Raw genomic sequence first — 24,161 nt, 5'->3', positions numbered from 1 at the left:
CCGCTCCTGGCGCATCACTTCGCCGGCGCAGCCGGTGGATTCGATCCGGTGGTGACGTTCGGCGCCGTGTTCGGGTTCGAGGTCGTGGTCTGGGGACCGAACTCGCGACCATTGTAGAAGAAGACGGCCGCGACCACGGCGATCACGAAGATCGCGCCGACCGCCCAGCCGACCGGGCTGTTGCGGCGCGCACGGTCAGTCCTGGGGTCATCATTCTGATAGGTCATCGTGCTCTCCCTGTTGGTGCAGGAGAACCTCGCGCGGCGGAAGCTGTTCCTAAAACGCGCCCAGCGCTTACCGCGTTCCGTAGGCGCGGTCGCCGGCATCGCCGAGGCCGGGCAGGATGAACCCGTTGTCGTCGAGCCCTTCATCCACCGCCGCGGTCCAGATCGGCACGTCCGGATGCAATCCGCGCAGCCGCTCGAGCCCTTCGGGAGCAGCGATCAGGCAGGCGAGGCGGATGTCCCTGGCGCCGCGCTCCTTCAGCCGGTCGATGGCGGCGACGGCGGTGTTGGCGGTGGCGACCACCGGCGTCACCACGATGGCGAGGCGCTCGCCGAGATCGGAGGGCGATTTGAAGAAATACTCCACCGCGGCAAAGCTGTGCGGCTCGCGGTAGAGCCCGATATGGGCGACGCGCGCGGTCGGCACCAGATCCATCATGCCGTCGACGAAGGTGGTGCCGGCGCGCAGCATCGGCACGAATACCAGCTTCTTGCCGGCGATCTTGGCCGAGTGCATCGTCGCCAGCGGCGTCTCGATCACGGTGTCGGTGAGCGGCAGATCGCGCGTCACCTCGTAGCACAGCAGCATGCCGATCTCCTTGATCAGCTCGCGGAACGACTTGGTCGAGATGGACTTGTCCCGCACCAGCGTCAGCTTGTGCTGCACCAGCGGATGATCGACGATCGTGACGCCTTCCATGATGAGATGCTCCTGAAATTCACCGAGACGTCATTGCGAGCGCTTGGCCGACAATCTCTATCCATTCTCTAAAAAACCGTGCCGTCGCTGATCACCTTGAGCGGCGGCGATCCATCGGGACGGCGTGCAAATGCGACGGCGCGGCCCGCCGCCCACGTGCCGCCTTCGAGGATGCTCGCAAGCGGCAAGGTCCGAGGGGTGCGGCCGAGCTTGGAGCGAATGCGCTCCGCCAACCTGTCGAGCAATGCAACCGTCAGCGCGCGCCACTCCACGACGAGCAGCGAATCCACTTCATGCGCACGCGCGGCATCGGCGGCATCGCGCAGGCGCAGCACGTCATGATCGACGAACAGACCGCCGTTGCGGTATTCGGCGAGCCCGGTCAGGCCATCGATGTCGGTCACCTCAAAGCCGGCGCGCTGCAGCGGCTCGATCAGCGAATAGCTCAGCCATTGCGACAGCTTGTGCAGCGGCACGAGGCCTGCCGTGCCGTCGTCCGCCTTGATCGCAGGATGCCGCCAGCAATCGCCGAGCGGAATGCCGCCGAGTTCGAGTCGCGAGGGCCAGATCGGTCCAAGCTGGTTCAGCACGGCCGCCAGGATCGCGGGCGCGGCAATGGCGCCGCCGACTGCATGCGCCGCGATATGATCGAACAGCCCGCCCGGCCGCGGCGTATCGTGCAAGCCGAACACGTCCGCACGCTCCGAGACCTGCCTGCCGAGACGCCGCAGCAGGTCGGCCCGTCCCTCCAGGCCGAGCAGCGGATTGGCCTCGGTCACCTGAAAGGCGAAGGTGAGTGAGCCAAGGGGAAGCTTTGCGAGCACCTCCGCATCGGCCCTGAACGAGGCACGCGCATCGTGCGAAAACAGCCCGCTCGCGAACATGTCGAGGCTTGCGATCGCAAGCCCTTCCGATCGCCCTACATCTGCTCCAGTCATGGCGTCGCGATAGCGCCACGCTGCGCCGGCACCTGCATCCAGCAGCACGCTGACGATGGCGAGGTCGAACTCGGCGCGCGCCTGCGCCGCGCGATCCGGCCAGGACGCAGCATCGGCGAGCCGGGCCCAGCGGTCGACGCCGCCGAGCACAAAGTGCCGCCAGCGCGCATGAAAGGGAATGTCGAGCGTCGGATAGGCTTTTCGCGTGACCGCGAGTACGGCCTCCGCAACGCCGTCCATGCGGTCGAGATCGATGGTGAAATGGGTGAGCCCGCCGGCAAGGCCGAGCTCGAGCATCTGCCCGGCGCGCGCGCGCACCGCGTTTGCGGTGAGCAGCGCGCGCGCCTGCGATTCCAAAGTGTCCGCCATCGCGATCAGTATTTTTCCAGCGAACGCCCGACGACGCCGTCCACCGATTGCTCCGGCGCGATGTCGGTGGAGTAATAGCCGGCGGCCTTCTTCGCGGCGATCTCGACATGGGCATCGGCCGGAATCAGCTCCAGCGGGATCGGCACGCGCTCGACGATGTCGATGCCTTGCGAGGTCAGCGCGTCGTACTTCATGTCGCTCATCGACAGGAAGCGGTCGATGCGCTTGAGGCCGAGCCAATGAATCGTATCCGGCATCAATTGCTGAAAGCGCGCGTCCTGAACGCCGGCGACGCACTCGGTGCGCTCGAAATAGGCGGCGGCCGCATCGCCGTCCTCCTGCCGCTTGCGCGCATTGTAGACCAGGAATTTGGTGACCTCGCCGAGTGCGCGGCCCTCTTTGCGGTTGTAGACGACGAGCCCGAGCCCGCCCTCCTGCGCGCCGCGCGCAGATTCTTCGATGCCGTGGATCAGATAGGGCCGGCAGGTGCAGATGTCGGAGCCGAACACGTCGGAGCCGTTGCACTCGTCATGCACCCGGCAGGTGATCCTGGTGCGATGGTCCGGCAGTTTCGTCACGTCGCCGAACAGATACACCGTGGTGCCGCCGATCGGCGGCAGGAACACCTTCATGTCCGGGCGCGTCACCAGCTCCGGGAACATGCCGGCGGTCTGCTCGAACAGCGTGCGCCGCAGCTCGGTCTCGCCGGTGCCGAAGCGCGCCGCAAGGCCCGGCAGATACCACACCGGATCGATCGCGATCTTCACCACCGAGACGCTGCCATTGGCGTGCACGACCTCGCCGTCGGCGCGCAGCCGCCTTGCGGCGAGCGCTTCGCGGATCTCCGGCAGGTCGAGCCGCGCGCGCGTCACCGCGATGCTCGGGCGGATGTCCGCGCCCTCGGCGATCTGCTGGCGAAAATTCTCGGCGACCAGATGCCCCCAGGGATCGAGCGCGACGATTTTTGTGGGATCGGTCCATTGCTCGAACGGGCCGATGGTCGCGGCCGGAAAGGTGTTGGTGAGGTCAGGACGCCTGATGGGGTCGAGCGCGCCGGCGGAGACCGCGAGCGCGCGGTACATCGCGTAGGACCCGCCATGGCTGCCGATCACGTTGCGATCCCCGGCGCGCGACACCGTGCCGATGATCGGCCCGCGCGCGCGCGCATCAGCGGCGCCCCAATGGATGGGAAAGGCGGCCTTCCGGCCCGGCTCCGGATGGGAGGTCAGGCGGATGTGGTCGGTACGGTTGGCACGGCTCATGTCCAGGCTCCCAAAAAGCCAACGGCCCGCCGCTCGGACGGGCCTGGCTCACTTGCGACGCCGAACCGGCGGCGCAAGCTCAATCCAACATATTGTAGCGGCCGGCGACGACAGACAAGTTAATCGTGGCAGGGCGCAGGGGGCGTTCGGGGCCAAATTCCCGTCATCGGGCCTGCCGACGCCGCTCATCGCGCTCGCCGCCTGCTGGTGAGGTCAGTTTAAGGGATTGAAATAGTTTCGTTTTTCGTGTTTTCAAGGAGGCGTTGCTTCGTGCGGCCGGCTTCAAGTCCGGTGCACTGCGCTGCCCCCGCCCTGGAGACTGCCATGCCTGCCAGCTACATCGATCCCCGCAACGGAAAACTCTATCCCCTGGACCAGCCGCGCTGGTGCTCGGACGAGCGGACGCCGCTGCTGGTGACGCGGGGGGCGGGCATCTCGCGCGAGGACATCGATGGCCGGACGCGGTCGCTCTGGCGCTACCGGGCGGCGCTGCCGGTCGCGATCGAGAATCCGATCACGCTCGGCGAGGGCTGCACGCCGCTGGTCCAGCAGGAATGGGGCGCGCTGCGCCCGCTGTTCAAGCTCGAATGGTTCAACCCGACCGGCAGCTTCAAGGACCGCGGCTCGGCGGTGATGCTGTCGTTCCTACGGCAGATCGGCGTCGAGGCCATTCTGGAGGATTCCTCCGGCAACGGCGGCTCATCCATGGCAGGGCTGGGTGCGGCCGGCGGCATGCGCGTCAAGATTCTGGCGCCGGCCTCGACGTCGCCGGCCAAGATCGCGCAGGTGCGCGCCTACGGCGCGACCGTGCAGCTCGTCGAGGGCCCGCGCGAGGAATCCGAAGCCGAGGCCATCCGCCAGTCGAGCCAGACCTTCTACGCCAGCCACAATTGGCAACCGTTCTTCCTCGAAGGCACCAAGTCACTGGCCTACGAGATCTGGGAAGATCTCGGATTCCGCGCGCCCGACAACATCATCGTTCCCGTGGGCGCCGGCAGCAGTCTGCTGGGTTGCGCCTTCGGCTTCCGCGAGCTGTTGAAGGCCGGACAGATCTCGAAGCTGCCGCGCCTGTTCGCGGCGCAGCCGCTCAATTGCTCGCCGATCGATGCAAGCTTCAAGGCCGGTGTCGATACGCCGGTCGCGCGCGAGGTGAGCAAGACCGTCGCCGAGGGCACCGCCATCAAGACTCCCCTCCGTCTGCGGGAGATCATCGCCGCCCTGCGCGAGAGCGGCGGCGGCACCATCGCGCTCACCGAGGACGAGATCGTCGCCGCCCTGCGCCGCCTTGCGCGCCAGGGCCTGTTCGCCGAGCCGACCAGCGCCAGCGCGGCGGCGGCGCTCGACAAGCTCGCCGCAACCGGCGCCATCAAGACGAACGAAACCACGGTCGCGGTTCTCACCGGCACCGGCCTCAAGGCCGCAACCACCGTTGCCGATCTCGTGCAGTAGGGCCGCGCTTACCCTCCCGCTCCAGGCTCTTGAATGGGCCTGGCAGGGGACCGCAAGCGCGCGCCTGCGTCCGCCAGCACCTTCCACTGGAACAGCGGCGAGTCCTTTGGCGGCGAGAGCTGCGGGGTCCAGCCGGTGAGCTTTTCGATCACATAAGTATCAGCCACGACGCCGCGCCAACGGCGTTCGACCGTGGCGAGTTGCTCGCGCTGCGCCGGAATGTGCTCCCACAGCGATGCGCGGTTATCTGGCTCGCGCCCGACATAGATGCCGGCATGGCCCTTGATCCGGTCCATGCCGGGGTCGCGGAAACCCTGGAAGCGGCCGCGCTCGTTGATCTCGATCACGGGCACGCGGCCACGGAACAGCCAGCGCATCATGGCGTAGGTGCGGTAGTCCGTGGTTGCAATCCAGGTCGCGCCTGTTGCATCGAGGGCGGCTTGCGTCCGCGCTGCGACCTGCTCGTAGCCGGCCTCGGCGCCGATCGGGTCGATCTTGCCGAGCAGATTCCAGGGCGCGGCAACGTAATAGAGGAACACGATGATGACGAAGGGGATGCCCGAGACGATCGCTGTCCTGGCCCAGAACAGCGAGGACTCCAGCATCCTCGCGGACCATCCCTCTTTCCTCATCGTGACGAGGTTGACTGCGGTGGCGGCAAAACCGACCGGCCACATGAACATCGGCCAGGTGTCGCCGACGCGGAGCGTCAGCGACTTGAAGAAGAAGTAGACGAACGGCACCAGCACCGCGGCCGACAACAGGATCGCGGCCGGCTCGCGCGTGCGATAGCCGCGCCACGCCGTCAGCACCAGGCCCATGAGCACTACCGGCAGCAAGACGAAACCGACCAGGCCGAATTGCAGGCCGATGTAATCGCCGATCGTACGCAGCGAGATGCCGTAATTGGCGGTGGCGCGCACGCCCTGGAAACGGAATGAGGCCCAGTCGTGCTGCGCGTTCCAGATCAGCACCGGCGAGAACACCGCGAGCGCGACCAGCACGGCGAGATAGGGGTAAGGACTGCGCAGCCAGCGCCAGCGCCAATCCGGCACCAGCAGAAAGGCGGCAACGGCCGGCGCGAACAAGATCATGGTGAATTTCGACAGCATCGCGAGGCCGCCGAACAGACCGGCCGCCAGCCACCAGCGGCCATCGCCGCTTTGCGCCAGCCGCACCAGCGACCACATCATCGCCACCGCGAACGGGATCATGGCGACGTCGGGCGCGACCTTGGCCATCAACAGGCCGTAATAAAGCGCGGCCTCCGGCATCAGCACCGCGAACACGATCGCGCGCGCATCATGGGTGAGGCGGCGGACGATGTCGGCGAGCAATAGCTGCGTCACTAGCATCGCGACGATGCCGCCGAAGCGGACGCCGAGATTAGTGTCGCCGAAGATCGCGGTTCCGAAGCGGATCAGCCAGGCGATGCCGGGCGGATGATCGAGGAAACTGAGCGCAGCCTCCTTCGACCAGGTCCAGTAATAGGCTTCATCGGTGCGCAGCTCGATGGCCGAGGCATAGACGATGCGGAGCAGCGTCATCGCGGCGATGATCGCTGCGGCCATGAGGATCAGACGCCGTTCGGCGCCGGCTGGCTTAGCAGAGATGTCGGGAGCGATCGTCACGGCGGCGCTTTTCCCCGACTTGGAAGGGGGAGTCAATGTGGGGATCGTGCCGCATACAGCGCTGTCGTCCCGGACAAGCGCAGCGAAGCGGAGCGCCGGTCCGGGACCCATAACCACAGGGAGGGGTTGGGCGAAGGCGAAGTTACCCGCCTGCCACAAACTTCTTCCTGTGGTTATGGATCCCGGATCCGCGCGCGCCTGAGGGCGCGCTTGTCCGGGACGACAGCGGAGTGTTAGGCACCTTAACTGGCATATGACCTCGCAACCTGTCCATATCGGGAATTAAAGGTTACGCTGGCTGATCTCCTCCATGACCTGACACAACCGAATCATGGCCACCGCTCCCACACAGATGTCAGTCGTCCGCGCCGCCGGCGTGCGGCAGGTGCGACTCGTTTGCGGCATCATCCTGTTCGCCTTTGTGGTCAGTCATTTCCTCAACCACGCGCTCGGCAACATCTCGGTCGACGCCATGGAGACCGGGGTCTACTACCACACGCTGTTCTGGCAGTTCCTCCCGGTCGCGATCGTGTTCTACACGGCCGCACTCACCCATATGGGCCTCGGCGTCTACGCGCTGTATCAGCGCCGGCAGTTCCGCTGGCGAACGATCGAGCCGCTCCAGCTCGTGCTCGGCTTGAGCATCCCCGTCCTCGTCATGGGCCACGTCATCGGCGTGCGGCTCGCGCAGACGCTGTACGGACACGAGAAGCTCTATCCGCAGGAGCTCTATTTGTTCTTCGTCGCGGCGCCGGGCCTAATCTGGCAGATGACGATCCTGCTTCTCATCGCCTGGGTGCACGGCTGCATCGGCGTCTATTTCTGGCTTCGGTTGAAGCCGTTCTTCACGCGCGCGGCGCCCTATCTGCTCGCGGCCGCCGTGCTGATCCCGACGCTCTCGCTGCTCGGCGTCTACCAGGGCGGCCGCAGCGTCGTCATCGACAGTGACGATGGCGAATGGCGGAAGCAGCATCTCACCCGCCGCCAGGTCGGCACGGTTGCGGAAGGCGACACGCTCGAGCGCATCACGAGCGGTCTCACCTACGGCTATTTCGGCCTGCTGGGACTCGTGCTGGCGGCGCGCGGCGTGCGCGCTTTGCGCGAACGGCGCGGCGGCATGATCGCGCTGTCCTACGGCAACGGCAAGACGGTGCGGGTCCCCAAGGGCCTGTCGGTGCTGGAGGCGAGCCTGCGCCACAACGTGCCGCACGCCAGCGTCTGCGGCGGCCGCGCCCGCTGCTCGACCTGCCGCATCCGCATCATCGGCGATCATGATGCCCTGCCCACTCCGTCGCAGCGCGAGGCTTTCGTGCTCACCCGCGTCGGCACCGCCGATCCCTCGATCCGGCTGGCCTGTCAGCTGCGTCCGACCTCCGATCTCTCCTTCTTCCAGCTCTTCGCAGCTCACACGCATGCAACGGACGGAGCCTCGACATCGGCCAGTATCGGCCAGGAGCGCTATCTCGTCAGCCTGTTCGTGGACATGCGCGGCTCGACGCAGCTGGCCGAGAAGCGCCTGCCGTTCGACACGGTCTTCATCGTCAACCGCTTCCTCGGCGCGGTATCGCAAGCGGTGATCGAGAACGGCGGCCAGCCGAACCAATTCGTCGGCGACGGCATGCTGGCGCTGTTCGGACTCGCAGCCGACCCGCAAACCGCCTGTCGGCAGGCGATGAAGGCCGCCGCGGGAATCGCTGCGCATATCGACGAGCTCAACGATCTCCTGAGCCACGATCTGCGCCAGCCGATCCGCTTCGGCATCGGCATCCACGGCGGCGAGGTCATCATCGGCGACATCGGCTATCGCGATCACATCGTCTTCACCGCGCTCGGCGATGCCGTCAACGTCGCCGCCCGCCTGCAGGACATGACCAAGACGCTGGCCTGCGAGGCGATTGTCTCGGACGAAGTCCGCCGTACCGCTGATATCGCCGACGACGCGCTGCCGCAGCAGGAGGTCGCCATCCGCGGCCGCGACCAGCCGCTCGCAGTGCGCGTGGTGGCGAATGCGAGGGAGCTGGCGGCGCTGGTCGATCGCAGCGAGCGCGTGGCGGCGTGATTCTTTACCTCTCCCCGTAAGAACGGTGCGAGGGAGCGCACCGTCGTCGCGGCCTACTGCTCGTCAACTTCGTTACGAGCGTAACACCGGCCTGCTGCAACGCAGCGGCATGGGCTTGCTGCGAAAGCGCGAATTGACTTCACCCAAATCGTTGCGACAGATGAGCGCAGGATCGTGGTGATGACCGCCGATCCAACGAGAAGCTCCGGGAGGAGAAAGAATGTTCGATCGACGCGACCTGCTCAAGGGAGCAGGCCTTGCCGCCATGGCGGCCAGTCTGAATTCCACCAAGGCGCTGGCCCTCGACACGGTGACCCTGCCCTTCACCAACGGCGAACGGCCGCTGGTGAAATATCCGCAGAAGCGGCCGATGATCGGCCTGACCAGCCGGCCGCCGCAGCTCGAGACCCCGTTTGCGGTGTTCAACGACGGCCCGATCACGCCGAACAACGCGTTCTTCGTGCGCTATCACCTCTCCGACCTGCCCTACGATCTCGACCCCGACAAATTCACGCTAGAGGTCAAGGGCAAGGTCGACAAGCCGCTGAAATTGTCGCTGAAGGACATCCGCAAGATGAAGGCGACGGAGATCGTCGCCGTCAACCAGTGCTCCGGCAACAGCCGCGGCTTCTTCGAGCCGCGCGTCGCCGGCGGTCAGCTCGCCAACGGCGCGATGGGTTGCGCGCGCTGGCGCGGCGTGCCGCTGAAGAGCGTGCTGGAGATGGCCGGCGTGCAAAGCGGCGCCAGGCAGGTCGCCTTCAACGGCATGGACGGACCGGTCAACGACAAGACGCCGGATTTCATCAAGGCGCTCGACATCGATCACGCCACTGACGGCGAGGTGATGCTGGCCTTTGGCATGAACGGCGAGGACCTGCCGTTCCTCAACGGCTTTCCGCTGCGCCTGATCGTGCCCGGCTATTTCGGCACCTACTGGGTCAAGCACCTCAACGAGATCACCGTCATCGACAACGTCTATGACGGCTTCTGGATGAAGTCGGCCTACCGCATCCCTGACACGCCGAACAATGCGGTCGAGCCGGGCACCGCGCCAAAGGCAACGATCCCGATCAACCGCTTCACCATCCGCTCCTTCATCACCAGCGTCCCCGATGGCGCCAAGCTGAAGGCGGGGGCCGTTACCCTGCGCGGCATCGCGTTCGATGGCGGCAAGGGCATCAAGCAGGTCGAGGTCTCCACCGACGGCGGCAAGACCTGGGCCGGCGCCAAGCTCGGCAAGGACCTCGGCAAGTACGCCTTCCGCGAATGGAAGCTGCCGGTGAAGCTCGCGGCCGGCAGCCACGAGCTCAAAGTCCGCGCCACCGGCAATGGCGGCGAGACCCAGCCGGACATGCCGCGCTGGAACCCGGCGGGTTACTTACGCAACGTCGTCGAAACCGTCCGCGTCAGCGTGGCCTGAAGGAGACTGACCATGCAGCGCATCGTTCTCCTCGCCATCTCACTCGCCGTCGCCGCATTGATGGGCTCGTCACTTGCAGCGCCCGTCAATTACAAGACCCCCGACGAGGTCGCCGCTTTCAAGCCCGGTCCCAATCTCGAGGTCGTGCAGGGCAATTGCAGCGCCTGCCATTCGTCCGACTACGTCGCCACGCAGCCGCCGATGAAGGACAAGAGGGCGTTCTGGCAGGCCGAGGTGACCAAGATGATCAAGGTCTATGGCGCACCGATCGACGATGCCGATGTCGGCAAGATCGTCGATTATCTGGCCGCGACCTACTGACGGGCGCCGGCACGCGCTCCTGCCATTTGACCGCGAAACGGGCAAAACCGGCAAAAACGCCGCGAAGTTGAGCGGAATTCGGCGAAATGGCGATGTGGTTTGAGCTACCAAGCCTGCCACATTCCGCGTATCCTGTTAGGACCGAACCGGCCGGTTGGCGGGGACTGGCGGTTCGAGATCTCGGAGGAAGACCCGCGGAGAAGTCGTGATGGCTAAAGGTACGGTCAAGTGGTTCAACCCGACGAAGGGTTATGGATTTATCCAGCCTGCGTCGGGTGGCAAGGATGTGTTCGTGCATATCTCGGCAGTGCAGAAGGCCGGTCTGTCGACCCTCAACGAGGGACAGACGGTGGAATACGAAGAGATCGCAAACCGGGGCAAGACCTCCGCGGAAAACCTCAAAGTATAAGCCCGCGCCAGCCTTTGCTGCCTCCCGGATTTGTCCGGGAGCGGGCCAAGAAAATTTAAGAAGACGGCCGGTGCATTCGACGACAGGCGTTGCGATTGCACAAGGATAGCTATTTTTTCCTTGCGAAGACCGCTCATCGAACCACAGCAATGACAATCGCGACTGCACTTCGCTAACCCACCGGCAGCGGTGCGTCGCGCTTGATCTCCTCCATCACCGCATAAGTTCGCGTCTCGCGCACGCCCGGCATCGACAGCAGGGTCTCGCCGAGAAAGCGTCGATAGGCGGTCATGTCTGCAAGCCGCGCCTTCACAAGATAGTCGAAGCCGCCGGCAACCATGTGACACTCCAGCACTTCAGGGGCGAGCCTCACGGCTCGGGCGAACCGCTCGAAATTCTCGGGCGTGGTCTTGTCGAGCAGCACCTCGACGAACACCAGGAGCCCAAGGCCGAGCCGGTGCGGGTTGAGCCGCGCACCATAGCCTTCGACAAAGCCCTCGCGCTGTAGGCGCTTCAGCCGTTCGCCGATCGAGGTCGGCGACAGCCCGATGCGCTCGGCGAGCTCGACATTGGCGATGCGCCCATCCTCCTGCAGAATCGAGAGGATTTTCCGGTCTATTCGATCCAATTCCATAGCTTCTGTGACCAAATGGCTAATCCTCTTTATTTTCTAAGGCAAATTGGCTAAATTGTCTATCGAACTACGGTCACGCGGGCCTTATCCTGGATTTCAGCCGCAGGACACGCCATGCCGAACATCCCGCCTCCCTTCTCCGCGCCCTACGCTCCCGATGATTCCGAGATCGCCGCAAAGCTTCTGCCGGCCTCGCATCTCGCCCCGCCCCAGAACGGCCGGATCGACCGCACCGCGACGCGGCTGATCGAGGCGATCCGCAAGCGCGACGACCGGCTCGGCGGGGTCGAGGACATGCTGCGGGAGTTCGCGCTCTCGACCAAGGAGGGGCTGGCGCTGATGGTGCTGGCCGAGGCGCTGCTGCGCGTGCCCGATGCGCGCACGGCCGACCAGTTCATCGAGGACAAGCTCGGCGAGGGCGATTTCATCCATCACGAGACCAAGTCCACCGCGTTCCTGGTCAACGCCTCGGCCTGGGCGCTCGGCCTGTCGGCGCGGGTGATCCAGCCGGGCGAGACGCCCGACGGCACTATCGGCCGGCTGGTGAAGCGGCTCGGCGCACCGGCGGTGCGCACCGCGACGCGCCAGGCGATGCGGTTGATGGGCAATCATTTCGTGTTAGGGGAGACCATCGAGCAGGCGCTGGAGCGGGCTCGGCCGCGCTCGGGCCAGAAGCCGCGCTATTCCTTCGACATGCTCGGCGAAGGCGCGCGCACGGCCGCCGATGCCAAGCGCTATTTCGACGCCTATGCCAGCGCGATTGACACGATCGGCAAGGCTTCGGGCAACCATCCCCTGCCCGACCGGCCCGGCATCTCGGTCAAGCTCTCGGCGCTGCATCCGCGTTTCGAGGCGATCAGCCGCGGCCGCGTGATGGCCGAGCTGGTGCCGCTATTGCTGGACCTTGCGCAGCGCGCCAAGACGCATGACCTCAACTTCACGGTCGATGCCGAGGAAGCCGACCGGCTGGAGCTGTCGCTCGACGTGATCGCGGCGACGCTCGCCGATCCCTCGCTTTCCGGCTGGGACGGATTTGGCCTCGCGATCCAGGCCTATCAGAAGCGCGCCAGCGCAGTAATCGACTATGTCGATGAACTCGCCCGCGCGCATGACCGCAAGCTGATGGTGCGCCTCGTCAAGGGCGCCTATTGGGACACCGAGATCAAGCGCGCGCAGGAGCGCGGGCTCGACGGCTATCCCGTGTTCACGCGCAAGGCGATGACCGATCTGAACTTCGTCGCCTGCGCGACGAAGCTTCTCGCCTTGCGGCCGCGCATCTTCCCGCAATTCGCCACCCACAACGCGCTGACGGTCGCGACCGTGCTGGAGCTCGCAGCAGATGGCGGCGGCTTCGAGTTCCAGCGCCTGCATGGCATGGGCGAAGCGCTCTACGAGCAACTCGCAAAGGATCATCCTGACATCGCCTATCGCACCTATGCGCCGGTCGGCAGCCATCGCGACCTGCTCGCCTATCTGGTGCGACGGCTGTTGGAGAACGGCGCCAACTCGTCCTTCGTGGCGCAGGCGGCCGATTATCGCGTGCCGGTTTCGGCGCTGCTGCAGCGCCCGGCGAATGCCATCGGCCGGGCGCAACAGGCACCTCATGCCAAGATTCCGTTGCCGGCAGATCTGTTCGCGCCGGAGCGGCGCAATTCGCGCGGCGTCGAATTCGGTGAGCGTGCCGCCCTCGACGGGCTCCTGACGGACGTGAAGGCCGCGGCGGCCGAGCTCAAGCCTGTCGCTGACGCAACACCGGATCAGGCCAACGCGGCGGTGACGGCTGCGCGCGCCGGCTTTGGCAGCTGGAGCCGGACGCCTGTAGGCACGCGCGCGGCGGCGCTGGAGCAGGCCGCGCATCTCCTGGAAACCCGCAGCGCCCGTTTCATCGCGCTGCTGCAAGCCGAGGGCGGCAAGACGCTCGACGACGCTCTGTCCGAGTTGCGCGAAGCCGCCGACTTCTGCCGCTACTATGCTGCGCAGGGCCGCAAGCTGTTCGGAAACGATGCCGCCATGCCCGGCCCGACCGGCGAGAGCAATGTGCTTAGCCTGCGCGGCCGCGGCGTGTTCGTCGCGATCTCGCCGTGGAATTTTCCGCTCGCAATCTTCCTTGGCCAGGTGACCGCGGCGCTGATGGCCGGCAACAGCGTGGTGGCGAAACCCGCCGAGCAGACGCCGCGCATCGCGCGCGAGGCCGTTGCCCTGCTGCACGAGGCCGGCATCCCCAGAAGCGCGCTGCATCTCGTCACCGGCGACGGCCGCATCGGCGGCGTCCTCACCGCGCATCCTGATGTCGCCGGAGTAGTCTTCACCGGCTCGACCGAGGTCGCGCGCCAGATCAACCGGACGCTGGCCGCCAAGGACGGGCCGATCGTGCCGCTGATCGCGGAGACCGGCGGCATCAATGCCATGATCGCGGATGCGACCGCACTGCCCGAGCAGGTCGCCGACGACGTCGTGACCTCCGCGTTCCGTTCCGCAGGGCAACGTTGCTCGGCGTTGCGGCTTTTGTTCGTGCAGGAGGATGTCGCCGACCGCATGATCGAGATGATCGCGGGCGCCGCGCGCGAACTGAAAATCGGCGATCCCGCGGATGTCGCGACCCATGTCGGTCCGGTGATCGATGAGGAGGCCAAGCAGCGCCTCGATGCGCATATCGCGCGGATGAAGCGCGAGGCGCGGCTGCATTTTGCGGGCACCGCGCCGGACGGCTGCTTCGTCGCGCCGCATATCTTCGAGCTCAAGGAGGCCGGTCAGCTCACCGAGGAGGTGTTCGGCCCGATCCTGCATGTCGTGCGCTATCGCGCGGAGAACCTGGCGCGTGTGCTGGAATCCATCGCGCGCACCGGCTACGGGCTCACCCTCGGCATCCATTCGCGCATCGACGACACCATCGAGGCCATCGTCGACCGCGTCCAGGTCGGCAACATCTACGTCAACCGCAACATGATCGGCGCCGTGGTCGGCGTGCAGCCGTTCGGCGGCAGCGGCCTGTCCGGAACCGGCCCCAAGGCCGGCGGCCCGCACTACCTCGCGCGCTTTGCCACCGAGCAGACCGTGACGATCAACACGGCTGCGGCCGGCGGCAATGCTGCGTTGCTTGCGGGGGAGGAGTGAGGCCCTGCGCCAGGCGCCGTTGCATCCCGGCAAAACATCGGTCTAATGCTCTCATCACGCGCCCGCGCCAATTCCAGCGCGCGGGAAACGACTGAAGCGAGGGAGCGACGCCGCGATGGAGAAGGGCATTTTTGCAGGCCTGAAGGTGCTGGACTGCGCGAGCTTCATCGCAGCGCCCGCGGCCGCGACCGTGCTGTCGGATTTCGGCGCAGACGTCATCAAGATCGAGCCGCCCGGCACTGGCGACCCCTATCGCAACCTGCCGAACCTGCCGGGCTATCCCTCAGGCGAGCACAATTTCGCCTGGCTGCTGGAGGCGCGCAACAAGAAGAGCATCGCGCTCGACTTGTCGAAGCCGGAGGCGCAAGCCGTGCTCTACAAGCTCGTGGCGGAGGCCGACGTCTTCATCACCAACATGCCGCCGCCGGTGCGCGCCAAGCTCGGCATCACCTATGATCATCTCGCCCATCTCAACGACCGGCTGATCTACGCCTCCTTCACCGGCTATGGCGAAAAGGGCGAGGAAGCCAACAAACCCGGCTTCGACAGCAACGCCTATTGGGCGCGGTCCGGCCTGATGGATCTCGTCCGCGCCGACACCGACACCACGCCGGCGCGCTCGGTCGCGGGCATGGGCGACCATCCTTGCGCCATGGCATTCTACGGCGCGATCGTCACCGCACTGTATCAGCGCGAGAAGACTGGCAAGGGCTCGCACGTCGCTTCCAACCTGATGGCGAACGGGGTGTGGGCCGCGAGCGTGCTGGCGCAGGCCAAGCTCTGCGGCGCCAAGTTCGGCGAGCGGCGCCCGCGCGAGCGCGCGCTTAACGCGGTGGCCAATCATTACCAGTGCAAGGACGGCCGCTGGCTGATCCTGTCGCTGCTGAACGAAGAGAAGCAGTTTCCGACGCTGGCCAAGTGCCTGGGCCGTGAGGATCTGATCAACGACCCCCGCTTCGCCACCAAGGCCGACCGTCACGCCCGCTCGGTCGAGCTGATCAGGATTTTGGACGAGACCTTCGCCACCAGGGATCTCGCCGAATGGCGGAGAATCCTCGACGGTAACGGCCTGGTGTTCGGCGTCGTCGCCATCCTGGACGACATCCCCAACGACAAGCAGATGCTCGACAACGAGGTGCTGGTGCCGTTCGAGAACGACACCATGCTGACCATCAACAGCCCGATCTGGATCGACGGCGCCAAGAAGGTGCAGCCGCGCAAGCCGCCAGCCGTCGGCGAGCACAGTGACGAGATTTTGCGCGGGGCGGGATTTGACGAGGCGGCGATCAAGCAGCTGCGGGGGTCGGGAGCGGTCGGTTAGGAGCGCGCCACTCTAACCTCGTCATTGCGAGCCAACGGGTCCGCGCGGAGCGCGGCCCCGTTGGCTCGCAATGACGGCGTGGGGCGATCTCGCTTATAATCGCAGCAACAACACGCCTCGCGAGGTCCTATGCCTAGCTACCGCCTGCACTACTTCCCCGAATCCGGCAACAGCTACAAGCTGGCGCTGATGCTGACGCTCTGCGGCGAGACGTTTGAGCCGGTCTGGACCGATTTTGCCGGCGGCGTCACGCGCACGGCGGAATGGCGCAAGGCCGTCAACGAGATGGGCGAGATTCCCGTGCTCGAGATCGACGGCGTGAAGATGACGCAGACCGCGCCGCTGCTGCTGAAGCTGGCCGAGCAATACGGGCGCTTCGGCGCCGAGACGGAGGACGAGAAGTTCGAGCTCTTGCGCTGGCTATTCTGGGACAACCACAAGCTCACCGGCTACATGGCGACCTACCGCTTCATGCGCGCCTTCACCGAGAAAAACGATCCGCAGGTGCTGAAGCATTTTCGCCGGCGGCTCGAAGACTTTCTCGGTATCCTCGACGGCCATCTCCAGCACAATGCATTCGCGATCGGCGCAAGGCCGACGGTCGCGGACATCTCGATGATGGCCTATCTGCATTATCCCAGCGACGAGCATGGCTTCGATTTCGCATCGAGCCATCCCGCCATCCATGCCTGGCTCGGCCGCATGGCCGCGCTGCCGGGCTGGAAGCCGGCCTACGAGCTGCTGCCGGGAAAACGGATGACCAACTACGCGACGTGAGGACTCTCTCTTCTCCCTCTCCCCGTTCTTACGGGGAGAGGGTTGGGTGAGGGGCTTCTCTCCACATGTGAGTTCGTCGAGGGACCTGTACCCCCTCACCCGAATTCGATCTGCGATCGAATTCGACCTCTCCCCGCAAGCGGGGAGAGGTAAGCAAGCTCACCTCAGCGACAGCCAGCCCAGCGTGAACAGAATTCCGCCGACGATGACGGCCACCGCGACGGCCCAGATGCTGACGCGGGCGCTGCCGGTGACCTGCTTGACTTCCTCGTTCCGCGCGATCTCGCGATTGCGCGCCTTGTTGGCGTTGCCGGTATCCGTCATGGGTCATCCAAATCGCTTGAGACTTTATCTTGCGCGTGATCCTTCGGAAAACCGCTCCACACTTTTCCTGGATCACGCGCTAACGCGTCTTGATGAAGCACATGCCGATGCGGCGCGAGGCCGCGGCGGCCTGGCAGGTCAGACCGCTAGCACAGCTCCATGACGTAAAACTCCTGTCCGGCGTTCCCGATCCCGGATCTTGCAGGGAACAATGCGCGCCCCAGCCGTCCTGATATTCGCTGCCGGCGAGCTCGCGACTGCCGCGGGTCTGCGGCCGACTGGCAAATCCGCGTGAGAAATCAGGGATCTTTCCGGCCGCGAACGCGGTCAGGATGTCGCGGCGGCGGAGCTGGTCGCCGAAGAAGTGTGGCGAGGCCGCCACGATGGCGGCATTCGACGGTCTGTCCGCAAGCCAATCGACGCCCGGGAAATGGAAGCCGCCGATGCCACGGGTCTGGTGACAGCCAGTGCAGGTGACGTCGTTGAGACGGCGCTGGAAGCCTGCGACCGAACGGACGTTCTGCATGTCGAGGCCGCGTGCCGCCGCCTGCTTCAGCGCGCCGACCACGTCATTGTCGGTGAAGACGGGATCGCCTTTGCCCTCCCCCTGCATCATGCCGAACTCCGGCTGCAAGGCTGAAGCGTCGAGGCCGGCGGGGGTCGGCACGATTGCGACCCTGGCCAGGAATTTCTCCGGGATCAACACGGTGCCGCGATCGAACGCGCGTAAGTTCTCCGGCGCGAGCAGCCACGCCTTGAAGTCGCGCCGCAGCGCATCGTCGGCAAGAATGCGATCGCGGTCGATCTGGTTCTCCAGCGTCGATTCCACGAATGTCCTGGTGGCGGCATTGTACTTGAACACCTTGAGAAGATAGTCGGAGCGGAAATCGTGCAGCGCCGATTTCGGCGCGACCGAGACCTGGATGTTGGTCTCGATGCTGTCGAGCATGGCGTCGTCAGGCGGAGCGCGACCGCCGATCAAGCCCTGCCAGTCGCCATTGTCGAGCCAGCGCCGCGCGATCTCGGCGCAGCTGATCGGCTTGCCGTTCGCATCCGTCTGGCGCCCATCGCGCGCCTTCATCACGAGGTTGAATGTCATCGGCAGGCGCGTTGCGGTCTTGCCGCCATCCGGCCCGCTGTCGAAGCGCGCCAGACGATAGATCAGCCGGATCTCGCCACAGGACTCTTCCGAGACATAGGCACGATCCATGCGATTGACGATGCCGGCCAGCACGAAGCGCGCCTCGCGCGATTTCAGATTGGCCCGATCGAACAATTGTACGTCGAAGCCCTCGCCGACGCCGATGGTCTCGCCCGGATAGGTCGCCCTGAACCATGCGATATAGCGGTCGAATTCCGCATCGATCGCGGGCAGAATGTCTTTCAGCTGCGGCAGCGAGGCGAACATCGGCTCGGTCGTGAGCGGGACGTCCGAATTCCGCTCCGGCGACAAAAGACGCGAGATCGTCAGCGTGTTGTTCTGGTCGAGCTTGCGCAGGAGATCGGGATCGGTAATCGCGGTGCCGCGCGTCAGCGCGGTCCTCTCCGCTGCGAACAGCGAAACCACACCGCCCAGCAATGCGGCGGCAGCAACGAGAATTCGCAAGGCGCGGCCCATGCCTGAGGTAACACCGCGCAAGCGTGCCTATTCAAGCAAAAAGGCGCCTCACATCGCAGTGAAGCGCCTCTTCGAAAGTCGGATATCGGACGCTCAGCGTCCGGTGATCAGCCCCCTCGAGGTGACGACCACCCAGCGGCCATCCTGGCGGCGGATCGCATCGACACGGCCGACGCCGGGGATGGGGTCGCCGGGATAGACCTCGTAGAGGCCGTCGCGGCCCTCGATCAGCGCGCCGCCATTGCCGGCGCTGCGCAGCCGCCAGCCTTCGATCGTCGGCAGACGCCCAACTTCGGTCTTGGGAGCTGCGGGCGCCGGGACCGGTGCGGCCGCCGCGGTCGCGACCTGCGTCGGCGCGATCGAGCCGGTGGTCTCCTTGGGCACCGCTGCAGCGGCCTGCGCAGGCGCGGCGGGCGGCGTGGCGCGGAGCTTGTCGACGGCCTCGGACAGCTTTGCGATCCTGGCCAGCGGCTCGGCCTGCGCCTTTTCGAGCTTGTCCAGGCGGTCGTTGGCCCGGTTGAACTGGGTGAGGCCGGTCTTCGAGCTCTGCTCGACATTGGCCTTCAGGGCGACGAGGTCGGCGTCGATCCGCGCCACGGACGCATCCAGCGCGCTGGTATCGGCGACCTGGACCGGAGCCGGGGCGGGTGCGGCGAAACGCATCATGCCGGCGGTCGCAAGCGCGCCGCTGATCGCGCCGACGCTGGCGGCAATCGCCACCACCGCGGCCATCGCCGACAGCCGGCGCTTGCTGCCGGACTCGCGCGGCTCGTCGGCCTTCCCATGCGGGGCGAACTCCTCGCGCTCCCAGGCGCGGTCGGCGGGCGGCATGACGATGAGCTTGCCGTGCTTCGGCTCGGGCTTGGCCTCAGCTTTGGCGTCAGTCTTGGCGTCAGTCTTGGCCTCAGTCTTGGCCTCAAACTTCGGCACTTCGATCCGCGGCGGCTCAATCTTCGGGGCGTCCGCCTTGACCGGATCGGGCTTGGGCGGCGCTTCGTGGTCGGGGGCGATCGAGGGGGCCTCGATACCCGCGGCAGCCTCGATGGCCTGCGGCGCTGCCGCGTCGATGGCAGCGGAATCCTGGGCAGCCTGCTCGGGCATTGGTTCGCTCACGGCTCAAATACTCCAGTCTCGGTTGACCTTTTGGTAACTTTCATTGCTTGCGAAATCCTTACCTCGGGACCCGCTTACCGAAATTTTAGGAATTCATCCGGGGCCGAATTGGGCCGGGAAAGTGGAACCGGTGTGGCGGGCGTGAAACAGTTCGTAATCGGGGGAAGATGAACGGGGGCGGAATGGCCCCCATGGCGTCATTGCGAGCGCAACTCCGCGGAGGCAGTCTGGATTGCTTCGTCGCAAGGGCTCCTCGCAATGACGGAGCGCGCCGCGCGCGCTCCGATCAAATCACTATCCGTCACATCACGACGGGAGCATCCGGCAGCTCGTTCGCATGCGGCCCTTGCTTAGGAAAATGCTTTGCCATTTCGCGCGAGACGGCCTCGATGCCACTGATCACGCCGCGTTCGAACCGGCCCGATCTGAACTCGGCCTCTATCGCGCGGCAGATCGTCTCCCAACCCTCCGCGCCGACCTTCGCGTCGATGCCGCGATCGGCGATGATCTCGACGTCGCGGTCCGCGAGCAGGAGATAGATCAGAACGCCATTGTTGTGGGCGGTGTCCCAGACACGCAGATGCGAGAACACGTCGAGCGCGCGCTCGCGGGCCGGCTGGTTGCGGAACAGCGGGCCGCCGTCGAGCGCCCCTTCGACGACGAAGCGGACCTGGCCGGAATGGGTGGCTTCGCCGCGCTTGATCGCCTGCTCGATGCGGTCGAGCACCGCTTGCGGAAAGATCTGCTTCGCCCGCCAGTGATGCTGCACGAGATGTCGGGCAATGCGCTTGATGCTCATGATAGCTACCAGCTCCCCGAGGCGCCGCCGCCGCCAAAACTGCCGCCGCCGCCGCTGAAGCCGCCGCTACTCGACGATCCGCTACTCCATCCGCCGGAGGAGCCGCTCGACCACGAGCCGCCGCGCGAGCGGCCCGTGCCCGGCGTGATCGCCGAAAACAGATCGGCGATGAATCCGACGATGAAGCCGAGGATGCCGACAGCCGCCGCGAGCGCCGCGGAGCCGAGAATGAGCCAGGTTACCGCTGCGATGATGCCCCCGGTCACCAATGATCCGAGCAGCCGCCCCAGGATGGCGCGGAAGAACCCGCCGACGCCGATCGAGGCAAACAGCGCCACCGCAAACACCGGCGCCAGATCATCCAGATTATTGTGGGCGAAGTTGACGCTGCGCGAGGGCGGTGGCAGCGGCTCGCCGTCGATCACTCGTAACATGCGGTCCACGCCCGCGCTGATGCCCGCGGCGAAATCGCCGCTCCTGAATTTGGGGGTGATAGCCTCGTCGATGATGCGCCGGGAGGTGACGTCGGTGAGCACGCCTTCGAGACCGTAGCCGACCTCGATGCGTAAATGCCGGTCGTTCTTGGCGACGACCAGGATCGCGCCGTCGTCGACCTTCTTGCGGCCGATCTTCCAGGCCTCCGCGACCCGGATCGAGAATTGCTCGATCGTCTCCGGCTGCGTGGTCGGGACGATCAGCACGGCGATCTGGCTGCCCTTGCGATTCTCGAACTCGCGCAGCTTTTGCGTGAGCGTGGCGATGTCGCCGCTGGAGAGCGTGCCGGTCTGATCGACGACGCGGCCGGTGAGCTGGGGGACGGCGACATCGGCTGAGGCGGCATACGACCACGTCAGTATGATTGCGAGCAGGAACGCCTTGACGACGCGCATCGGGGCTCGACGCGCTTACTTCGACGGCGCCGGCGCCGCGTTAAAATCCACCTTCGGCGCGGTCGAGATCGCCTTCTCGTTCTCGACCGTGAAGTTCGGCTTCTCCTTGTAGCCGAACATCATCGCTGTGAGATTGGTCGGGAACGAGCGGACGGTGACGTTATAATCCTGCACCGCCTTGATGTAGCGGTTGCGCGCCACCGTGATGCGGTTCTCGGTGCCCTCGAGCTGCGACATCAAATCCTTGAACAAGGCATCGGACTTCAGCTGCGGATAGTTCTCGGTGACGACCAGGAGGCGCGACAGCGCGCTGGAGAGCTCGCTCTGCGCGGCCTGGAATTTCTGGAACGCGGCGGGATCGTTCAGCACCTCCGGCGTCGCCTGGATGCTGCCGACCTTGGCGCGTGCATTGGTGACGCCGAGCAGCACGTCCTTCTCCTGCTGGGCAAAGCCCTTCACCGAGTTGACGAGATTGGGCACGAGATCGGCGCGGCGCTGATATTGGTTCACGACCTCGGACCAATTGCCCTTGATCTGCTCGTCCTCGCTCTGGATCGCGTTGTAGCCGCAATTGGTCAGGCTCAGCGAGGCCAGGGCGGCCAGCACGGTCAGGATCTTGCGCATTAAATTTCTCCCGGTGGAATCCGGCGCAAACTATCAGATTGCGCGCCTGAGAAAAGCAGCCGGCTGACGCAAGCCCTCTTGCCTCGCACCGGCCGACATAGTCAACTCCGGCAAAACAAGAGCGGAAACACCAGGGGGAACGCGATGTCCTCGTTCGAGACCATCCTCGTGGAACGGCCTGAGCCGGCGATCACCCGTGTCGTGATGAACCGGCCCGAGGCGCGCAACGCGCAGAACCTGCAAATGACCTACGACCTCAACGCCGCCTTCGATGCGGCGGTGCAGGACGATGCGGTCAAGGTGATCATTCTCGCCGGGAACGGCCCGCACTTCTCCTCCGGCCACGACCTGCGCCCCGGAGACAAGAATACCGCTGGGGTCGATTTCCCGCCGATCGGAAATTGGGGTGGCTTTGCCGAGCCGAACGCCCATGGCCGGTTCGCCCGCGAGCAGGAAATTTATCTCCAGATCACCCGGCGCTGGCGCAATCTGGCAAAGCCCATCATTGCCGAGGTGCATGGCAAGTGCATCGCCGGCGGCTTGATGCTGGCCTGGGCCTGCGACCTCATCGTCGCCAGCGACGATGCGCAGTTCTGCGATCCCGTGGTCACCATGGGCGTGTGCGGCGTCGAATGGTTCGTGCATCCCTGGGAGCTGGGGCCACGCAAGGCCAAGGAGTTCCTGTTCACCGCCGACAGCTGGAGCGCGCAGGAGGCGCACCAGCTCGGCATGGTCAACCAAATCGTGCCGCGCGCCGAGCTGTCGTCGCGCGTGCTGGAGCTGGCGCGAAGGATCGCGACAAAACCGTCCTTCGCGCTGAAGCTGACCAAGGAGGCGGTCAACCGCTCGGTCGACGTCATGGGCCAGCCGGCCGCGATCGACCAGGCCTTCGCGCTGCATCAGCTCTGCCACGCGCACAATCTCCAGGAGTTCGGCATGATCATCGATCCATCCGGCCTGCATCCCTCCGTACGCAAGCCGCCGGCCGCCGCGGAGTAGACGCGATGGATCTCAATCTCAGTGACGAGCAAAAGTTGCTGCGCGAGAGCGCGGAACGATTCGTGGCCGAAAGCTACGATGCCGAGCACCGCCGCAAGATGGCGAACGATCCGCTCGGCTTCAGCCCGGCCGTTTGGAAGCAATTCGCCGAGCTCGGCTGGCTGGCGCTGCCGCTTCCGGAAGAGTTCGGCGGGCTCGGCGGCGGCGCGGTCGATATCGGCATCTTGATGGAGGCCTTCGGCCGGGGCCTGGTTTGTGAGCCTTATGTCGCAACCGTCGTGCTCGGGGCCGCGCTGATCGCCAGATGCGGCACCAGCGAGCAGAAGCAGGCGAGCCTGCCCAAGGTGGCGGACGGATCACTGAAGCTTGCGCTGGCGCATTCGGAGCGCGCCGCCCGGTTCGATCTTGCCAAGGTCACGACCAGCGCCAACAAGACCGGACAAGGCTGGCGCCTTTCCGGCAGCAAGATCGCCGTGCTCGACGGACATGCCGCCGACGAGATCATCGTCTCCGCCCATGTCCACGATCATCGGGGCCCCTCGGGCCGGATCGGCCTGTTCCTCGTGCAGGCGACGACGTCGGGCCTCGTCATCAGTGATTATCCCCGTCTCGGCGGCGGACGCGCCTGCAACATCGAGCTGTTCGACGCGCATCTGCCGGAAGACGCCCTGCTCGGCGACGGCAGCGACGCCGTGCCCGCGATCGAATGGGCGATCGATCGCGCCATGGCCGCGCTAGGTGCGGAGGCCGTCGGGATCATGCAGACGCTGCTCGACACCACGCTCGACTACACCAAGATCCGAAAACAATTCGGCCGGCCGCTCTCCGCCAACCAGGTGATCCGCCACCGCCTCGCCGACATGGCGATGCAGGTGGACGAGGCCCGCTCGATGGCGCTGCGCGCGGCGTTGAAGGCCAATAGCGCGCCGATCGAGCGTGCCCGGGCCGCCTCGGGCGCGAAGGCGAAGATCGGCAAATGCGCGCGTTTCGTCGGCGAGCAGTCGATCCAGCTCCATGGCGGCATGGGTGTCACCGAGGAGCTCGAGGTCGGCGCCTATTTCAAGCGGCTGGTCGCCTTCGACACGCTGTTCGGCGGCAGCGCGCATCATTATGCCCGCCACGCCGAGCTGGGCCGCAGGGCCATCTCTGCTTAACAAGGAGCGCAT

22 protein-coding genes are annotated in these 24,161 nt (G+C 65.6%); 10 read left to right on the top strand and 12 right to left on the bottom strand.

What is annotated here, in order from left to right:
• Positions 1-14 precede the first annotated feature (14 nt).
• The 4 genes from I6F17_RS13245 to I6F17_RS13230 all read right to left on the bottom strand — a co-directional run bounded on the left by I6F17_RS13245 (position 15) and on the right by I6F17_RS13230 (position 3,493).
• The gene (locus I6F17_RS13245) at positions 15-227 is read right to left on the bottom strand and encodes a hypothetical protein (protein ID WP_036009716.1); all 213 of its coding nucleotides are present in this window, start codon (positions 225-227) and stop codon (positions 15-17) included.
• A 67-nt stretch (positions 228-294) separates the two neighbouring features.
• Positions 295-924 (bottom strand): uracil phosphoribosyltransferase, encoded by a 630-nt coding sequence (upp, locus tag I6F17_RS13240; protein WP_036036127.1) that lies wholly within the window; start codon positions 922-924, stop codon positions 295-297.
• Positions 925-992: 68 nt separating this feature from the next.
• On the bottom strand, positions 993-2,231 hold the full coding sequence (locus I6F17_RS13235; protein WP_225129199.1) for a URC4/urg3 family protein: 1,239 nt from the start codon (positions 2,229-2,231) through the stop codon (positions 993-995).
• 5 nt (positions 2,232-2,236) lie between these two features.
• Positions 2,237-3,493 carry a GTP cyclohydrolase II gene (locus I6F17_RS13230; RefSeq protein ID WP_225129202.1) on the bottom strand — a complete coding sequence of 419 codons (1,257 nt, stop codon included), beginning with the start codon at positions 3,491-3,493 and terminating at the stop codon, positions 2,237-2,239.
• Between the two features lie 324 nt (positions 3,494-3,817).
• On the opposite strand from I6F17_RS13230, the gene I6F17_RS13225 reads away from it, so the two are divergent.
• Positions 3,818-4,942 (top strand): threonine synthase, encoded by a 1,125-nt coding sequence (locus I6F17_RS13225; RefSeq protein ID WP_225129203.1) that lies wholly within the window; start codon positions 3,818-3,820, stop codon positions 4,940-4,942.
• A gap of 8 nt (positions 4,943-4,950) precedes the next feature.
• Here the strand turns inward: I6F17_RS13225 and I6F17_RS13220 are convergent, their stop codons facing one another.
• Entirely contained in the window at positions 4,951-6,513 is a 1,563-nt protein-coding gene (locus tag I6F17_RS13220) for a glycosyltransferase family 39 protein (protein ID WP_225129258.1), read from the bottom strand.
• A 391-nt stretch (positions 6,514-6,904) separates the two neighbouring features.
• Between I6F17_RS13220 and I6F17_RS13215 the strand changes: the two genes are divergently transcribed.
• From I6F17_RS13215 to I6F17_RS13200, 4 genes are all read left to right on the top strand, one after another.
• On the top strand, positions 6,905-8,632 hold the full coding sequence (locus I6F17_RS13215) for an adenylate/guanylate cyclase domain-containing protein (RefSeq protein WP_225129205.1): 1,728 nt from the start codon (positions 6,905-6,907) through the stop codon (positions 8,630-8,632).
• A 220-nt stretch (positions 8,633-8,852) separates the two neighbouring features.
• Positions 8,853-10,052 (top strand): molybdopterin-dependent oxidoreductase, encoded by a 1,200-nt coding sequence (locus I6F17_RS13210; RefSeq protein ID WP_225129207.1) that lies wholly within the window; start codon positions 8,853-8,855, stop codon positions 10,050-10,052.
• Between the two features lie 12 nt (positions 10,053-10,064).
• Positions 10,065-10,373, top strand: a complete 309-nt coding sequence (locus I6F17_RS13205) for a cytochrome c (protein ID WP_225129209.1) — start codon at positions 10,065-10,067, stop codon at positions 10,371-10,373.
• 208 nt (positions 10,374-10,581) lie between these two features.
• Positions 10,582-10,782: a cold-shock protein gene (locus I6F17_RS13200; RefSeq protein ID WP_008563500.1), complete on the top strand. Its 201-nt coding sequence runs from the start codon at positions 10,582-10,584 to the stop codon at positions 10,780-10,782.
• Between the two features lie 172 nt (positions 10,783-10,954).
• Here the strand turns inward: I6F17_RS13200 and I6F17_RS13195 are convergent, their stop codons facing one another.
• Positions 10,955-11,416 carry an Lrp/AsnC ligand binding domain-containing protein gene (locus I6F17_RS13195; protein ID WP_225129260.1) on the bottom strand — a complete coding sequence of 154 codons (462 nt, stop codon included), beginning with the start codon at positions 11,414-11,416 and terminating at the stop codon, positions 10,955-10,957.
• Between the two features lie 114 nt (positions 11,417-11,530).
• On the opposite strand from I6F17_RS13195, the gene putA reads away from it, so the two are divergent.
• The 3 genes from putA to I6F17_RS13180 all read left to right on the top strand — a co-directional run bounded on the left by putA (position 11,531) and on the right by I6F17_RS13180 (position 16,628).
• Positions 11,531-14,530 (top strand): bifunctional proline dehydrogenase/L-glutamate gamma-semialdehyde dehydrogenase PutA, encoded by a 3,000-nt coding sequence (gene putA / locus I6F17_RS13190; RefSeq protein ID WP_225129211.1) that lies wholly within the window; start codon positions 11,531-11,533, stop codon positions 14,528-14,530.
• Positions 14,531-14,645: 115 nt separating this feature from the next.
• A complete protein-coding gene (locus tag I6F17_RS13185; protein ID WP_225129213.1) occupies positions 14,646-15,851 on the top strand; it encodes a CoA transferase in 1,206 nt (401 codons plus the stop codon).
• 129 nt (positions 15,852-15,980) lie between these two features.
• Entirely contained in the window at positions 15,981-16,628 is a 648-nt protein-coding gene (locus I6F17_RS13180) for a glutathione S-transferase family protein (protein WP_225126702.1), read from the top strand.
• A gap of 159 nt (positions 16,629-16,787) precedes the next feature.
• Here the strand turns inward: I6F17_RS13180 and I6F17_RS13175 are convergent, their stop codons facing one another.
• The 6 genes from I6F17_RS13175 to I6F17_RS13150 form a co-directional block, all read right to left on the bottom strand.
• The gene (locus tag I6F17_RS13175; protein ID WP_193374981.1) at positions 16,788-16,952 is read right to left on the bottom strand and encodes a hypothetical protein; all 165 of its coding nucleotides are present in this window, start codon (positions 16,950-16,952) and stop codon (positions 16,788-16,790) included.
• A 79-nt stretch (positions 16,953-17,031) separates the two neighbouring features.
• Positions 17,032-18,570 carry a hypothetical protein gene (locus I6F17_RS13170; RefSeq protein WP_225129262.1) on the bottom strand — a complete coding sequence of 513 codons (1,539 nt, stop codon included), beginning with the start codon at positions 18,568-18,570 and terminating at the stop codon, positions 17,032-17,034.
• A 93-nt stretch (positions 18,571-18,663) separates the two neighbouring features.
• Positions 18,664-19,671 carry a hypothetical protein gene (locus I6F17_RS13165; RefSeq protein ID WP_225129263.1) on the bottom strand — a complete coding sequence of 336 codons (1,008 nt, stop codon included), beginning with the start codon at positions 19,669-19,671 and terminating at the stop codon, positions 18,664-18,666.
• Positions 19,672-19,984: 313 nt separating this feature from the next.
• A complete protein-coding gene (locus I6F17_RS13160; protein WP_036009684.1) occupies positions 19,985-20,482 on the bottom strand; it encodes a TPM domain-containing protein in 498 nt (165 codons plus the stop codon).
• 5 nt (positions 20,483-20,487) lie between these two features.
• Positions 20,488-21,372: a YgcG family protein gene (locus I6F17_RS13155; RefSeq protein ID WP_225129215.1), complete on the bottom strand. Its 885-nt coding sequence runs from the start codon at positions 21,370-21,372 to the stop codon at positions 20,488-20,490.
• A 15-nt stretch (positions 21,373-21,387) separates the two neighbouring features.
• The gene (locus I6F17_RS13150; protein WP_225129217.1) at positions 21,388-21,996 is read right to left on the bottom strand and encodes a LemA family protein; all 609 of its coding nucleotides are present in this window, start codon (positions 21,994-21,996) and stop codon (positions 21,388-21,390) included.
• 144 nt (positions 21,997-22,140) lie between these two features.
• Here I6F17_RS13150 and I6F17_RS13145 point away from each other — a divergent pair, with 144 nt between their 5' ends.
• Together I6F17_RS13145 and I6F17_RS13140 are read left to right on the top strand one after the other, a co-directional pair.
• Positions 22,141-22,995, top strand: coding sequence for an enoyl-CoA hydratase (locus tag I6F17_RS13145; protein WP_225129219.1), 855 nt, complete (start codon positions 22,141-22,143; stop codon positions 22,993-22,995).
• Positions 22,996-23,000: 5 nt separating this feature from the next.
• Positions 23,001-24,149, top strand: a complete 1,149-nt coding sequence (locus I6F17_RS13140) for an acyl-CoA dehydrogenase (RefSeq protein WP_225129221.1) — start codon at positions 23,001-23,003, stop codon at positions 24,147-24,149.
• The last annotated feature ends 12 nt before the right edge of the window (positions 24,150-24,161 follow it).

The organism is Bradyrhizobium sp. NBAIM18 (assembly GCF_020193825.1).
Taxonomy (GTDB): domain Bacteria; phylum Pseudomonadota; class Alphaproteobacteria; order Rhizobiales; family Xanthobacteraceae; genus Bradyrhizobium; species Bradyrhizobium yuanmingense.
Note: the sequence above shows the minus strand (reverse complement) of the source record. Positions and strands in the feature narration are given on the sequence as shown.